A 14409-nucleotide genomic window follows, 5' to 3' on the forward strand; every position below is an offset into this window, starting at 1 on the left:
AGGTGGTTACCTCCGGGGAGTCGCGGTTGTGGGGATGGTGCCGAGCAGGTCCCAGGCCAGGAGCCCGGCACCCAGGCAGCCGGCGGTGTCCCCCAGCGCCGCGGGGACGATTTCCGGCAGCCTCTGGAAGGTGACGCGCCGCCGGACCGCGTCCCGCAGCGGTGTGAACAAGGTTTCCCCCGCCTCGGCGAGACCGCCACCGATGATCAGGACGCGCGGGTCCAGCAGAGTGAGCGCGGTGACCAGCCCGTCGGCGAGCGCGTCCACGGCCTCCTGCCACACGGCGAGGGCGCGGGCGTCGCCCGACTCCACGGCCTCGGCGCAGTCGGCGGCGTCCGCGTCCGGGTCGCCGCACGCCTCGCCCCACGCCTGGCTGACCGCCGACGCGGACGCGTACCGCTCCAGACAGCCGCGCTGCCCGCACGGGCACGGGGTGCCGCCGGGGCGCACGACGACGTGGCCGATCTCGCCGGCGAAGCCGTGGGCGCCCGACTCCACCCGGCCGTCGATGCCGATGGCGCCCGCGATCCCGGTGCCCAGCGGCACGAACAGGAACCGGTCGGTGCCCTGTCCGGCCCCGATCCGCCCCTCGGCGAGGCCGCCGGTGCGCACGTCGTGGCCGAGAGCGACCGGAATGCCGCCGAGCCGCTCGCCGAGCAGCGCCCGCAGCGGTACGTCGCGCCAGCCGAGGTTGGCCGCGTAGACGGCGGTGCCGTGCTCCTCGTCGATGATGCCGGGGACGGCCACCCCGGCGGCGCGGGCGGGCTCGCCGAACCGGTCGGCACCGTAGGCGCGCAGCTCGGAGGCGAAGTCCAGGATGCCCGCGACGACCGCCTCGGGCCCGCGGTCGCGGCCGGTGGCCCGGCGGGCCCGGTGCAGCAGCTCGCCCCCCGGTCCCGCGAGGGCGGCCTTCATCCCGGTGCCGCCCACATCGAGGGCGATGACATGTCTCACGGGGGACAGTGTGGCCCGTTGACCCGGGAGAGGTCTAGTCCACTGTCGTGGTGTAGACCTTAATCCGTTAAACGAACAAGCGAACAAGCGAACAAGCGGCAACAGCAACAGCGAGCAGCGAACGACGTGTCGTCGGCAGGGTTGGGGAATCAGGTGCAGCGGCGTAGGACAGGAACGATCGCGGTGGTGTCCGCACTGGGCATGACGGCGGTCCTCGGCGGCTGTGGGCTCACCGGTGACTCGGAAGAGGTGACCCTCGAGCTGGTCGCCGCCGACTACGGTGACAGCGAGGCCAACAGCTCCCAGAACTACTGGGACGACCTGGCCAGGGCGTTCGAGGCCAAGCACCCCGACGTACACGTGGACGTCACCGTGCACTCCTGGAACGACGTCGACCGCGAGGTCCGCGAGATGGTCGAGGCCGGCGACGCGCCCGACATGGCGCAGATCGGCGCCTACTCCGACTACGCGGACAAGGACCTGCTCTACCGGGCCGACGACGTGCTCTCCATCCCGGTCCAGGCCGGCTTCGTCTCCCAGCTCGCCCGCGCGGGCCAGGTCAACGGCGTTCAGTACGGCCTGCCCTTCGCGGCCTCCACGCGCGTGCTCTTCTACAACAAGACCCTGTTCGACGAGGCCGGCATCACCCCGCCCAAGAGCTGGGACGACCTCGCCGACGCCGCCGAAGCGCTCAAGGCGGAGGGCGTGAAGTACCCGTACGCGCTGCCGCTGGGCGCCGAGGAGGCGCAGGCCGAGACGATGCAGTGGATGCTCAGCGGCGGGGGCGGCTACACCGACGACGTAGGCACCTACTCCGTCGACTCGCCGCAGAACGTCACCACCTTCACCTGGCTCAAGGACGAGCTGGTCGGCAAGGGCCTCACCGGCCCCGTCGCCCCCGGCGAGCTCAACCGCGCCGACGCCTTCGCCGCCTTCGCCGCCGGCGACGTCGGCATGCTCAACGGGCACCCCTCGCTGATGAAGATGGCCTCCGACAAGGGGGTGAAGTACGGCATGGTGACCACGCCCGGCATCGACGGCGCGAGCCGGAACACGCTCGGTGTCACCGACTGGATGACGGCCTTCAAGGAGAACGGCCACCAGGAGGAGATCGGCGACTTCCTCGACTTCGTCTACAGCGACGAGAACGTCCTCGACTTCTCCCGCCGGTACGACCTGCTGCCGGTGACCACCTCCGCGTCCCAGGTCATGAGCACCGCGAAGGAGGACGAGAACCTCAAGCCCTTCCTGGACGAGCTGCTGCTCTCCGAGCTCTACCCGGTCGGCAAGACCTCCTGGGCCGCCGTCAGCGCGGACGTCAAGAAGCGCATCGGCCAGGCGGTCGCCTCCGGCGGCAGCCCCGAGGAGGTACTCGGCCGGATCCAGACGACGGCGATGCGGGCGGGCAGCGCGGAGTAGCGGAGCGCGTCCCGCTGTCGGTGGCGGGCGCTACGGTGCCGTACATGGACCTGGGACGAAGGGAGCGCGACATCCTCGCGCTGGAGCGCCGCGGCTTCCCCGGCCCCGGCGCGAAGGAGCGAGCGATCCGCGAGGAGCTGGGCCTGGCCCCCGTCCGCTACTACCAGCTCCTCAACGCCCTCCTGGACGACCCCCGCGCCCTGGCCGCCGACCCGGTGACGGTCAACCGCCTGCGCCGGGTACGGGAGTCGCGTCGCTCGGAGCGATGAGAATGCCTCGCGCCCCGGCGGGATAGGTTCGCGGTATGGGCAGCCACCAGGACTCCACCCGTGACGACACCCCGGACCACCTGCCGACGCCCGCGACGGCGGCCGGACGCGAAGGGCTCGACGCCCTCCTCGCCGGCCCCGGCCGCGCGGTGATCGCCCTCGACTTCGACGGGACACTCGCCCCGATCGTCGCCGACCCCGACCGGGCCCGCGCCCACCCGGACGCCGTACCGGCGCTCGCGGGCCTGGCCCCGAAGGTCGCCGCCGTCGCGGTGATCACCGGCCGCCCGGCCGAGGTCGCCGTCCGCCACGGCGGCTTCGCGGACGTCCCCGGCCTGGACCACCTCGTCGTCCTCGGCCACTACGGCGCGGAGCGCTGGGACGCCGCCACCGGCACCCTCACCACGCCCGAACCGCACCCCGGCGTCGCCGCCGTCCGCGCCGAACTGCCGGGCCTGCTGGAGCACTCCGGGGCCGGGCAGGGCACGTGGACCGAGGAGAAGGGCCACGCGGTCGCCGTCCACACCCGTCGCGCCCCCGATCCCCAGGCGGCCTTCGACACCCTGCGCGCCCCCCTCACCGCCCTCGCCTCCCGCCACGGCCTCATCGTCGAACCCGGCCGCATGGTCCTGGAACTGCGCCCGCCCGGCATGGACAAGGGCGCCGCCCTGCGGGAGTACGCCCGCGGAGTCGACGCGGGCTCCGTCCTCTACGCCGGCGACGACCTCGGCGACCTCCCCGCCTTCACGGCCGTCGACACCCTCCGCGCGGAGGGTACCCCCGGCCTGCTGGTGTGCAGCGGCAGCGACGAGGTCCCGGAGCTGCGCGAACGAGCCGACGTGGTGGTCGACGGCCCGGCGGGAGTGGTGCGGCTGCTGCGCTCCCTGGCCGTGCGGCTCGCGTAGCCGCCGGCCGCCGCCCCCGGCCCCCTTCAGCCCGGCGGGCCCCTTCAGTCCCGCAACGCCGTCAACTGCTCGAGGAACCACCGCGCCGGGGGCAGCGCCGTCCCCGCCGCGGCCAACCGCTTCGACCGCTCCGCCCGCTCCCCGGGCCCGACCGACAGCGCCTCGTGCAGCGCGTCCGCCGTACCGACCACGTCGTACGGGTTCACGGCGACCGCGTCCTCACCCAGCTCCTCGAAGGCCCCCGCCTCTCGCGAGAGCACCAGCACACACCCCCCGTCGGAGACGACCGGCACCTCCTTCGCGACGAGGTTCATCCCGTCCCGGACGGGATTGACCAGCGCCACGTCCGCCAGCCGGTACGCCGCCAGCGACCGTGCGAAGTCGTCCTCCACGTGCAGGACGACCGGCGTCCAGTCCGCCGTCCCGAACTCGGCGTTGACCGAATCGGCCACCCGCCGCACCTCGGCGGTGTAATCCCGGTACACGGCGAGATCCTGCCGCGACGGGTACGCGAACGCGACGTGCACGACCCGCTCCCGCCACTCGGGCCGCCCCACCAGCAGTTCCCGGTACGCCAGCAGCCCCCGCACGATGTTCTTCGACAGCTCGGTCCGGTCCACCCGCACGATGGTCCTGCGCGCGCTCCCGTCCGGGCCCCGCCCGATCTCCGCCCGCAGCGCCGCCATCCGCTCGTCCACGTCGGCCTCGTGCGACCGCTGCCGCAGGAAGTCCGCGTCCGCGCCGAGCCCGTGCACGCCGATCTCCGTGCCGCCGGGCCCGCCCACCAGGGCGTCGCAGCACGCGGTGAACGCGTCGGCCCAGCGCCGGGTGAGGAATCCGAGCCGGTCGGCGCCGAGCATGCCGCGCAGCACCTGCTCGGCGATGTCGTCCGGCAGCACCCGGAAGTAGTCGACCGGCGCCCACGGCGTGTGCGAGAAGTGCCCGATGCGCAGGTCGGGCCGCAGCTCCCGCAGCATCCCCGGCACCAGCGTCAGGTGGTAGTCCTGCACGATCGCGACCGCGCCCTCGGCCGCCTCCTCGGCCAGCGCCTCGGCGAAGGCCCGGTTGTACGCCTCGTAGGAGGCCCACCGCCGCCGGAACTCCGCGTCGAAGACCGGCTCCAGGGGCGTCTGGTAGAGCATGTGGTGCACGAACCACAGCACGCTGTTGGCGATCCCGTTGTACGCGTCCGCGTGCACGTCGGCCGGTACGTCCAGCATCCGTACGCCGTCCTCGCCGACCCCGCGCCGCACCGCCTCGCGGTCGCCGTCGCCGAGCGCGGAACACACCCACAGCGCCCCCGCGTCCGGCCCGATGGCCGACAGTCCGGAGACCAGCCCGCCGCCGCCGCGTTTGGCGTGCAGCGAACCGTCCTGACGCACCTCGTACGAGACCGGCCCCCGGTTGGAGGCGACCAGTACCTGAGCAGCACCGAAGCTTGAAGCCATACGCCTCAACCTAGCCCGGCCCCGAAACCCTCAAACGTGGACGGACGGCCCCGCGGCGTCGATTGCGTCACGTGCCTTGTGTGGGCGGTGTGAATGGAATGAGGATGTGCGGTGCACATTTCAACCTTCTGGGGGGTGGGTGCCATGCCCATACGTATGCGTGGACTCGCGGGCGCCGCGGCACTGGTCGCGGCCTCCGCGCTGGCCCTGGCCGGCTGCGGCGACGGGAGCGCCGGTACGCGGACGGCGGACGAGCGACCGGCCTCGGCCACCGCGACCCCGAGCCCGACACCCACGCCGACGCCCACGCCCACACCGACTCCGACGCCCACGCCGACGCCCACACCCACCGTCGTCACGCTGGACGACCACACCGGCGCCACCATCGGCAAGGCGGTCGGCGCGGCGGAGCGGGCCGGGCTCGCCTACGTCGTCCAGCTCCAGGGCACGGGCGGGAGGCAGGCCTCCTCCTGGTCCGCGGGCGAGGAGGTCTGCGAGCAGACCGACGACCCCGGTGGCTCCCGCGACGTGGCGTTCACCGTCCCGCGCACCGGCCACGACTGCTCCGGAGACCCGCTGTACACCCCGGAACCGGAGCCCGAGCCGGCACGGACGGCGGACCCCGGCACGGGCCCCGGCACCGGTACCGGAAGCGGCACCGGCGCCTGCGAGCTCACCAGCCCCGCGGGCAACTGCTACGCCGACGGCCAGTTCTGCGCCAAGAAGCACCGCGGCCTGAGCACCCACGGCCGGGGCGGCGAGTACCTGACCTGCGAGCAGGACTCCGGCGGCATCTGGCGCTGGTCGGACGGCGTCCCCGGCTGACCCTCAGGCCCCGGCTGACCCTCAGGCCACCCTCCGGGCCGCGTACTCCGCGATCTCCGCCATCGGGGGCCGTTCCTCGGTGTCCACGGAGTACGTGCGCGGCTCGAAACCGTCGGCGCCCCGTTCGAACTGGGTGAGGGACGGCCGCACCAGGTGGCCGCGGGCCAGCCGGAGCTGGGCGGTGCGGTAGATCGCGGCGGACATGCGGCCCAGCGCCTGGCCGTCCTGGTGCCGGTGCCGGCGGACGCCGACGTCGACCTGTGCGAGGGCGTCCAGGCCCACCAGGTGCAGGGCGTCGACCAGCATGCCCAGTTCGACGCCGTAGCCGACGGGGAAGGGGAGCTGCTCGAGCAGGGTGCGGCGGGCCGCGTACTCGCCGCCGAGCGGCTGGACGAAGCCGGCCAACTGCGGCCAGTGCAGGTTGAGCAGCGGGCGGGCCATCAGCTCCGTGACCCGGCCGCCCTGGCCGGGCGCGGCGCCGAGCGGGCGGTCGTACATCGCCTTGACGAGGTGCACGTCCGGGTCGGTGAGCAGCGGGCCCACGATGCCGGAGACGAAGTCGGCGGTGAACTCGCGCAGGTCGGCGTCGACGAAGCAGACGATGTCGCCGCCGGTGACCAGCAGCGAGCGCCACAGCACCTCGCCCTTGCCGGGCACGGCCGGGACGCGGGGGAGGATCGTGTCCCGGTGCACCACCCGCGCGCCCGCCGCCGCGGCCACCTCCGACGTGCGGTCGCCCGAACCGGAGTCCACGACCACGACCTCGTCGACGAGCGGCACCCGGCCCATCAGGTCCCGGCGGATCACCGAGACGATGTCGCCGACGGTCGCCTCCTCGTCGAGGGCGGGGAGTACCACGCTGACCGACTGCCCGGTGGCCTGTTTGGCGGTCAGGATCCGCTGGATCGGCCGGTCCGACACGGACCAGGAGCGTGCGCTCAGCCAGCGCTCGACTTCTTCCAGCACGTTCGGTGGCTCCTTTGTGATCCATCTCGCGGTACGGACGACTATCTCAACCGTCGTGGCCTTCGGTTACAGTCTTGAACAACGCGGCGGACCACCGCATGCCGGGGTCACGCGCGTACCACCGAAAAACAACCACATACCGCTCATCCAGAGGGGCAGAGGGATACGGCCCGTTGAAGCCCCGGCAACCCTCCAGTCGGTTCTTGTCACGCGGACGTGGCGAGGCTCCCGACTAGGGAAGGTGCCAAATCCGTCTCACGGCGAGATGCGTCGTGAGGAAGATGAGGAGAAAGGGCCTCGCCTCACATGGCTGTGCAGACTGTCGCAAGCAACACCGACACCGCCGCTTCCCCCACCCTTGCCGCCTCCCCGGTCGACCTCGGTCCCGCCGCGGCGCTCTCCTGCCGCGAGTGCGGCCACCGCGTGCCGCTCGGCCCCGTCTTCGCCTGCGAGGAGTGTTTCGGCCCGCTGGAGATCGCCTACGACTTCTCGACCTACGACACCGAGGAGCTCCGCGCGCGCATCGAGGCGGGCCCCGCGAACATCTGGCGCTACGCCCCGCTGCTGCCCGTCCCCGCCGACGTGGCCGACAAGCCGAACATCAACCCGGGCTGGACCAAGCTGGTCAAGGCCGACAACCTGGCCCGCGAGCTCGGCGTCACCGGCGGCCTGTACGTCAAGGACGACTCCGGCAACCCGACGCACTCCTTCAAGGACCGCGTCGTCGCGCAGGCCATCGAGGCCGCCCGCGCCTTCGGTTTCACCACCCTGTCCTGCTCCTCCACCGGCAACCTCGCGGGTGCCGTCGGCGCCGCCGCCGCCCGCGCCGGCTTCCGCTCCTGCGTGTTCATCCCGCACGACCTGGAGCAGGGCAAGGTCGTCATGGCCGCCGTCTACGGCGGTGAGCTGGTCGGCATCGAGGGCAACTACGACGACGTGAACCGCTTCTGCTCCGAGCTGATCGGCGACCCGGCGGGCGAGGGCTGGGGCTTCGTCAACGTCAACCTGCGGCCGTACTACGCGGAGGGCTCCAAGACCCTCGCCTACGAGGTCTGCGAGCAGCTCGGCTGGCGGCTGCCCGACCAGATCGTCGTCCCGATCGCGTCCGGCTCCCAGCTCACGAAGATCGACAAGGGCCTGCAGGAGCTGATCAGGCTCGGTCTGGTCGAGGACAAGCCGTACAAGATCTTCGGCGCCCAGGCCGAGGGCTGCTCGCCGGTGTCCACCGCGTACAAGGCCGGCCACGACGTCGTCCGCCCCCAGAAGCCGGACACCATCGCCAAGTCCCTGGCGATCGGCAACCCGGCCGACGGCCCCTACGTCCTCGACATCGCGCGCCGCACCGGCGGCGCGGTGGAGGACGTGACCGACGAGCAGGTCGTCGAGGCCATCAAGCTGCTCGCCCGCACCGAGGGCATCTTCGCGGAGACGGCGGGCGGCGTGACGGTCGGCGTGACCAAGAAGCTGATCGAGGACGGCGTCCTGGACCCGTCGCTCACCACCGTCGTCCTCAACACCGGCGACGGACTGAAGACCCTCGACGCGGTGGCCGGCACCGGCCTCAGCGCCACGATCCGTCCCAACCTGGACTCCTTCCGAGAGGCTGGCCTCGCATGAGCGTGACCGTTCGCATCCCGACCATCCTGCGCACCTACACCGGCGGCAAGGCCGAGGTGCCCGCCGAGGGCGTCAACCTGGGCGAGGTCATCTCCGACCTGGAGAAGAACCACACCGGCATCGCCGCCCGTGTCCTGGACGACCAGGGCAAGCTGCGCCGCTTCGTCAACGTCTACGTCAACGACGACGACGTCCGCTTCGAGCAGGGCCTGGAGACCGCGACCCCGGACGGCGCCGGCGTCTCCATCATCCCCGCGGTCGCGGGTGGCTGACCCGCCTCTCCGTTACCTTCGGTAATCGCGGTAACGCTCGGTTTGTCGAATTGCCCCCTCCGTAAGAGAAGCGGAGGGGGCAATTCCATGTGGTTGAGCGCGGTAGAGTTGGGGAACGCGCTCCCGATCGGAAGATCGGGAACCCTGAATTCCTGCCGCCCGTCCGACAAGATGTAGCCAAAGTGTGGGCGTATTTCGCGGCTTTTGTTCCCTTTGTGTGCCCCGACTTGACCCGAATTCAGGCGAATTCTCGCCACATTCCGGGCCGGGTGCGTCCAGATTTCTCGTCCGATTGACCTGTTGCAGACGGCAGTTGGACAGATACATTCAGCCGCGGTCGACGCGTTCCGGCGCACGCCCCCAGTCGTGGGGGGTGAGGTCTGACCCGGGTCCGCGAAGTGCGGATCTGTGCAAGGGCCAGTAATAGGGGAGTTAGGCATGGCTCAGGGCACCGTCAAGTGGTTCAACGCGGAGAAGGGGTACGGCTTCATCGCGGTCGACGGTGGTGCGGATGTTTTCGTCCACTACAGCGCGATTCAGATGGACGGCTACCGCACCCTCGAAGAAGGCCAGCGGGTCGAGTTCGAGATCTCGCAGGGTCAGAAGGGCCCGCAGGCCGACATGGTTCGCCTCAGCGCCTGAGACGCGCGGCCACCGCAAGCGAAGGTCTTCTCTGAAGGGCTCGCATCCCCCCGGGGGTGCGGGCCCTTCGGTCTGCCCGGACTCCTGCCCGGACTGCTGCCCGGGCTCCCGCCCGGACGCCGGTCCCGAAGGGCGGTCCCGAAGGGCGGTCCCCGGCGCCGATCCCCGGAAGGCGCTTGCACTCGACAGGGGCGAGTGCTAATCATTGCGTTAGCACTCTGAAGGTGAGAGTGACAACGAAGGACCGGGTCGGTGAGGCCCGCAGGCCGGGTGGGGAAGGAACCGCCAGGCAGGCGAGCCGTCCGTCGCGGGCGCGGGCGCGGTCCGAAGGAATCACCCCCAGTCCTGGAGGGACCACTTCACATGGCCAAGATCATCGCGTTCGACGAGGAGGCGCGGCGCGGCCTCGAGCGCGGCATGAACCAGCTCGCGGACGCCGTCAAGGTGACGCTCGGCCCCAAGGGCCGCAACGTCGTCCTCGAGAAGAAGTGGGGCGCCCCCACGATCACCAACGATGGTGTCTCCATCGCCAAGGAGATCGAGCTCGAGGACCCGTACGAGAAGATCGGCGCCGAGCTGGTCAAGGAAGTCGCCAAGAAGACGGACGACGTCGCCGGTGACGGTACGACCACCGCGACCGTTCTCGCCCAGGCCCTGGTCAAGGAAGGCCTGCGCAACGTCGCGGCCGGCGCCAACCCGATGGCCCTGAAGCGCGGTATCGAGAAGGCCGTCGAGGCCGTCTCCGCCGCCCTGCTGGAGCAGGCGAAGGACGTCGAGACCAAGGAGCAGATCGCCTCCACGGCCTCCATCTCCGCCGCCGACACCCAGATCGGCGAGCTCATCGCCGAGGCCATGGACAAGGTCGGCAAGGAAGGCGTCATCACCGTCGAGGAGTCCCAGACCTTCGGTCTGGAGCTGGAGCTCACCGAGGGTATGCGCTTCGACAAGGGCTACATCTCGGCGTACTTCGCCACCGACATGGAGCGTATGGAGGCGTCCCTGGACGACCCGTACATCCTGATCGCCAACTCCAAGATCGGCAACGTCAAGGACCTGCTGCCGCTCCTGGAGAAGGTCATGCAGTCGGGCAAGCCGCTGCTGATCATCGCCGAGGACGTCGAGGGCGAGGCCCTGTCGACCCTGGTCGTCAACAAGATCCGCGGCACCTTCAAGTCCGTCGCCGTCAAGGCCCCGGGCTTCGGCGACCGCCGCAAGGCCATGCTCGGCGACATCGCCATCCTCACGGGCGGCGAGGTCATCTCCGAGGAGGTCGGCCTCAAGCTGGAGAACGCGACGCTCGACCTGCTGGGCAGCGCGCGCAAGGTCGTCATCACCAAGGACGAGACCACGATCGTGGACGGCGCCGGTTCGGCCGACCAGGTCCAGGGCCGCGTCAACCAGATCCGCGCCGAGATCGAGAACAGCGACTCGGACTACGACCGCGAGAAGCTCCAGGAGCGTCTGGCGAAGCTGGCCGGCGGCGTGGCCGTCATCAAGGCCGGTGCCGCCACCGAGGTCGAGCTCAAGGAGCGCAAGCACCGCATCGAGGACGCCGTTCGCAACGCGAAGGCGGCCGTCGAGGAGGGCATCGTCGCCGGTGGTGGCGTGGCCCTGCTCCAGGCCTCCCAGGTCTTCGAGAAGCTGGAGCTGTCGGGTGACGAGGCGACCGGCGCCAACGCCGTGAAGCTCGCCCTGGAGGCCCCGCTGAAGCAGATCGCCGTCAACGGTGGTCTCGAGGGCGGCGTCGTCGTGGAGAAGGTCCGCAACCTGACCGTCGGCCACGGCCTGAACGCCGCGACCGGTGAGTACGTCGACATGATCGCCGAGGGCATCATCGACCCGGCGAAGGTGACCCGCTCTGCCCTGCAGAACGCCGCCTCCATCGCCGCGCTGTTCCTCACCACCGAGGCCGTCATCGCCGACAAGCCGGAGAAGGCCGCCGCGGGCGGCGCTCCGGGCGGCATGCCGGGCGGTGACATGGACTTCTGATCGGCCTCCGGCTGATCGACCGTCCGTCACGTACCGAGGGCGGCACCCCCTGTTCCGGCAGGGGGTGCCGCCCTCGGGCGTTCCCGGGCGCCCGGCGGACGCCCGGGTGTGCCCCGGATCACACCAGGCGGGCAGGGTCGGACGGAATGGTGGCGCGGGGTGGGCCGGTTGTCGCTGGAGTGCGGTCAATGCATGCGCACATACCGACTGGTATCGCCTAAAGGAGCCCCCCACGTGAGTACCACCGCCTCCGACGCCGCCACGCGCGCCGCTCAGATCCTCGCCCGCCCGGCCACCATCAACGGCCTGACCGTCCCGAACCGCATCGCGATGGCCCCGATGACCCGGATGTTCTCGCCGGGCGGCATCCCCGGCGAGGACGTGGTCTCGTACTACTCCCGCCGCGCCGCCGCCGGCGTCGGTCTGATCGTCACCGAGGGCACCTACGTCGGCCACGACTCCGCCGGGCAGAGCGACCGCGTGCCGCGCTTCCACGGCGAGGAGCAACTGGCCGGCTGGGCGAAGGTCGCCGAGGCGGTGCACGCGGCGGGGGGCACGATCGTGCCGCAGCTCTGGCACATCGGCATGGTCCGCAAGCAGGGCGAGCCGCCCTTCGCGGACGCCCCCGCCGTCGGCCCCTCCGGCCTGCGCATCGGCGAGGACGAGGTCACCGGCAAGGCGATGACCCAGCGCGACCTGGACGACGTCATCGGCGCCTTCGCGGAGGCCGCCGCGGCCGCCGAGCGCATCGGCTTCGACGGCGTGGAGATCCACGGCGCCCACGGCTACCTGGTCGACCAGTTCCTGTGGGCGGGCACCAACCGCCGCACCGACGCCTACGGCGGCGACCCGGTGGCCCGCACCCGCTTCGCCGCCGAGATCGTGGCCGCCGTACGGGAGAAGGTCTCGGCCGAGTTCCCCGTGATCTTCCGCTACTCCCAGTGGAAGCAGGAGGCCTACGGCGCCCGCCTCGCCGAGACCCCCGAGGAGCTGGAAGCGATCCTCGCCCCGCTCGCCTCGGCCGGCGTCGACGCCTTCCACGCCTCCACCCGCCGCTACTGGCAGCCCGAGTTCGACGATTCCGACCTCAACCTCGCCGGTTGGACCAAGAAGCTCACCGGCAGGACCGCCATCACGGTCGGCTCGGTCGGCCTGGAGGGCGAGTTCACCGACTCCTTCCAGGGCGTGGGCGCGGCGCTCGGCAGCCTCGACAACCTCCTGGACCGGTTCGAGCGCGACGAGTTCGACATGGTCGCCATCGGCCGCGCGCTGCTCCAGGACCCGCAGTGGGCCCGTAAGGTGCTGGCCGGCCGCTTCGACGAGCTGGCGCCGTTCGACGCGGAGTCGTTGAAGACCCTTAGCTGACCCGGCCCGCCCCGGCCCGCCCCGCCCCGGCCTGATCCGGTCGCGCACCGCGAGGGAGGCCCGGTTCGCTGGCGTACGCCTTCGGACCGCCGCCCCCGCGGGAACCCGGCGTTGCCGGCGTCGCCGACGCCCTGGGCCAGGCGGGCGGGCGGGGCGGACGTCGGTGCAGGCAGCGGCGTAGCCCTGGCCGCTCGGTGTCCGGTGCCCAGGCCGCCGTCAGGCGACGGCTTCAGTCCCAGTACGTCTCGTGGGTCAGCCGGTTTCCCTGTCCGTCGAAGGTGTCGACGGACGCGATGGTCTCCCCGTCGGCGACGGGCAGGGCGAACGCGCGGTACGAGGTCCCCGGCAGCGTCACCACCTCGGCGGTACGGACCGTACCGCCGTCGAGAGTCAACCGGGCCGTGGCCGTACCCGGAGCGGGGTTGCCGACGAAGATCCGGGTCCCGGACGTGCCCTTGCCGGACAGACCGTGCAGCCCGGCGCCTTCGACGAAGTCGTCCCGTCCGTCCACGACGGCGCAACCCGCCCACGGCCCCGCCTGGTGATCGACCTGGACCCCGCCGATGAACACCCGCTGACAGAGCAGCGAGAGGCCCTCCGGCCGGGAACCGCCGCCGAAGCCGGAGCTCCCGTCGGCGTCGCGGTCGGCCTTGTCGCCGGTGTCGGCGTCAGCGGAGGGATAGCCGACCGGTGCGTCCGGGTAGAACGTCAGCGTCACCGACCACTCCTTGCCGTCTATGCTGCCGGAGCGGACCACCCTGCTGCGTTCTCCGGCTTCCAGCGCGTCGGGAACCGGTGATTCGGAGGGGGGCGAGGCCGCGGGGCGCGGGCCGGCGTCCTGCGGCGGGCCGGACAGAAGCGGCAGGACGACGGCTGCCGTGACCGCGGCCACCAGTACCCCGGCCGCCGCGTTCACGGTGGTGCGGCGCGACCTCCGGGCACGGGCACCGTCCAGGATGGCCTGCACAGGTGCTGGTCCGGGCGTCTTCCGCCCGGCCGCCCGGGCCAGCGCATGCCGCACATCCTGTGCGGAATCGGCAGCGTGCGGTGGGTTGAGCCGGTCCGGCACGGAAGCGTCCGTGGCACTCGAGGCGTCCGGTTGTCCGCCGGGTGTGTGGGAGGCGGTCATGCGGCACCTCCTAGATCCGCGCGGTCGTGCGATGTCAGCGCGGGGTGCGCCCTCAGCTTGGCGAGAGCGCGGGAAGCCTGGCTCTTGACCGTGCCGGGCGTGCACCCGAGGGTCCGTGCCACCTCGTCCTCCCCGAGGTCCTCCCAATAACGGAGGACGACCACAGCGCGTTGCCGTTCGGGGAGTTCGGCCAGGGCCTCCATCAGCACGTTGCGCTCCTCCAGACGTTCGGTCTCGCCGGACCGCTGCGGACGGTCCGGAAGCAGAGGGGTGAGCAGGTGGACGACCCGTCTGCGGCGGTGGCGGCTGCGGTTGTTGTTCACCAGCGCGCGCCGTACATAGGCGCCGGCGTCCTCCCGTCGCACCCGGTCCCACCGCGCGTACACCTTGATCAGGGTCGTTTGCACCAGATCTTCCGCCTCGTGGAAATCCCCGGTCAGCATGTAGGCGGTCTTGACCAGGCGGCTCCAGTAGGCCGAGGCGAACGCCGTAAAATCGTCTTCGGCGGCGAGGGCCGGTCCGATGTGCACGAAGGGTCTGTCCCTGCGGGTGTGTGGGCGGGCAGGAGGTACGGTCTGGTCCCCGGGTGCGGGCGGCACCCGGGGACCG

The 14409-nt window shown here is 71.6% G+C and carries 14 protein-coding genes and 1 riboswitch; of the genes, 9 read left to right on the forward strand and 5 right to left on the reverse strand.

Translation table 11 applies throughout. The features are described from left to right. Positions 1-6 precede the first annotated feature (6 nt). On the reverse strand, positions 7-915 hold the full coding sequence (locus tag B1H29_RS20555) for an ROK family protein (protein WP_055417811.1): 909 nt from the start codon (positions 913-915) through the stop codon (positions 7-9). A gap of 192 nt (positions 916-1107) precedes the next feature. Here B1H29_RS20555 and B1H29_RS20560 point away from each other — a divergent pair, with 192 nt between their 5' ends. Genes B1H29_RS20560 through otsB form a run of 3 tightly spaced genes read left to right on the forward strand, consistent with a single transcriptional unit; the run spans position 1108 to position 3547 of the window. Continuing rightward, the gene (locus tag B1H29_RS20560) at positions 1108-2373 is read left to right on the forward strand and encodes an ABC transporter substrate-binding protein (RefSeq protein ID WP_079160344.1); all 1266 of its coding nucleotides are present in this window, start codon (positions 1108-1110) and stop codon (positions 2371-2373) included. Positions 2374-2417: 44 nt separating this feature from the next. Further along, positions 2418-2642, forward strand: a complete 225-nt coding sequence (locus B1H29_RS20565) for a DUF3263 domain-containing protein (protein ID WP_055417533.1) — start codon at positions 2418-2420, stop codon at positions 2640-2642. A gap of 35 nt (positions 2643-2677) precedes the next feature. Further along, positions 2678-3547 (forward strand): trehalose-phosphatase, encoded by an 870-nt coding sequence (gene otsB / locus B1H29_RS20570; RefSeq protein WP_055417532.1) that lies wholly within the window; start codon positions 2678-2680, stop codon positions 3545-3547. A 44-nt stretch (positions 3548-3591) separates the two neighbouring features. Here the strand turns inward: otsB and B1H29_RS20575 are convergent, their stop codons facing one another. Further along, positions 3592-4995 carry an alpha,alpha-trehalose-phosphate synthase (UDP-forming) gene (locus tag B1H29_RS20575; protein ID WP_055417531.1) on the reverse strand — a complete coding sequence of 468 codons (1404 nt, stop codon included), beginning with the start codon at positions 4993-4995 and terminating at the stop codon, positions 3592-3594. Between the two features lie 144 nt (positions 4996-5139). Here B1H29_RS20575 and B1H29_RS38180 point away from each other — a divergent pair, with 144 nt between their 5' ends. Continuing rightward, positions 5140-5820, forward strand: coding sequence for a hypothetical protein (locus tag B1H29_RS38180; protein WP_055417810.1), 681 nt, complete (start codon positions 5140-5142; stop codon positions 5818-5820). A gap of 21 nt (positions 5821-5841) precedes the next feature. Here the strand turns inward: B1H29_RS38180 and B1H29_RS20590 are convergent, their stop codons facing one another. Continuing rightward, positions 5842-6786: a glucosyl-3-phosphoglycerate synthase gene (locus B1H29_RS20590; RefSeq protein WP_055417530.1), complete on the reverse strand. Its 945-nt coding sequence runs from the start codon at positions 6784-6786 to the stop codon at positions 5842-5844. Positions 6787-6926: 140 nt separating this feature from the next. Continuing rightward, positions 6927-7074: riboswitch (SAM riboswitch) on the forward strand. 18 nt (positions 7075-7092) lie between these two features. Here B1H29_RS20590 and thrC point away from each other — a divergent pair. The 5 genes from thrC to B1H29_RS20615 all read left to right on the forward strand — a co-directional run bounded on the left by thrC (position 7093) and on the right by B1H29_RS20615 (position 12671). Further along, positions 7093-8403: a threonine synthase gene (gene thrC / locus B1H29_RS20595; RefSeq protein WP_055417529.1), complete on the forward strand. Its 1311-nt coding sequence runs from the start codon at positions 7093-7095 to the stop codon at positions 8401-8403. Next, a complete protein-coding gene (locus tag B1H29_RS20600) occupies positions 8400-8675 on the forward strand; it encodes a MoaD/ThiS family protein (RefSeq protein ID WP_055417528.1) in 276 nt (91 codons plus the stop codon). The genes thrC and B1H29_RS20600 overlap by 4 nt, the downstream gene beginning before the upstream one ends. A 438-nt stretch (positions 8676-9113) precedes the next feature. Next, positions 9114-9317: a cold-shock protein gene (locus B1H29_RS20605; protein WP_004929928.1), complete on the forward strand. Its 204-nt coding sequence runs from the start codon at positions 9114-9116 to the stop codon at positions 9315-9317. A gap of 363 nt (positions 9318-9680) precedes the next feature. Beyond that, positions 9681-11306 carry a chaperonin GroEL gene (gene groL, locus B1H29_RS20610; RefSeq protein WP_055417527.1) on the forward strand — a complete coding sequence of 542 codons (1626 nt, stop codon included), beginning with the start codon at positions 9681-9683 and terminating at the stop codon, positions 11304-11306. Between the two features lie 234 nt (positions 11307-11540). Then, a complete protein-coding gene (locus B1H29_RS20615) occupies positions 11541-12671 on the forward strand; it encodes an NADH:flavin oxidoreductase (RefSeq protein WP_055417526.1) in 1131 nt (376 codons plus the stop codon). A 229-nt stretch (positions 12672-12900) separates the two neighbouring features. On the opposite strand, the gene B1H29_RS20620 is transcribed toward B1H29_RS20615, so the two are convergent. Next, complete coding sequence (locus B1H29_RS20620; protein ID WP_055417525.1) at positions 12901-13638, reverse strand: hypothetical protein; 738 nt, start codon at positions 13636-13638, stop codon at positions 12901-12903. 158 nt (positions 13639-13796) lie between these two features. After that, positions 13797-14330, reverse strand: coding sequence for a SigE family RNA polymerase sigma factor (locus tag B1H29_RS20625; protein WP_055417524.1), 534 nt, complete (start codon positions 14328-14330; stop codon positions 13797-13799). Positions 14331-14409: the final 79 nt, after the last annotated feature.

Origin of the sequence: Streptomyces pactum (assembly GCF_002005225.1) — a bacterium.
Lineage (GTDB): Bacteria > Actinomycetota > Actinomycetes > Streptomycetales > Streptomycetaceae > Streptomyces > Streptomyces pactum_A.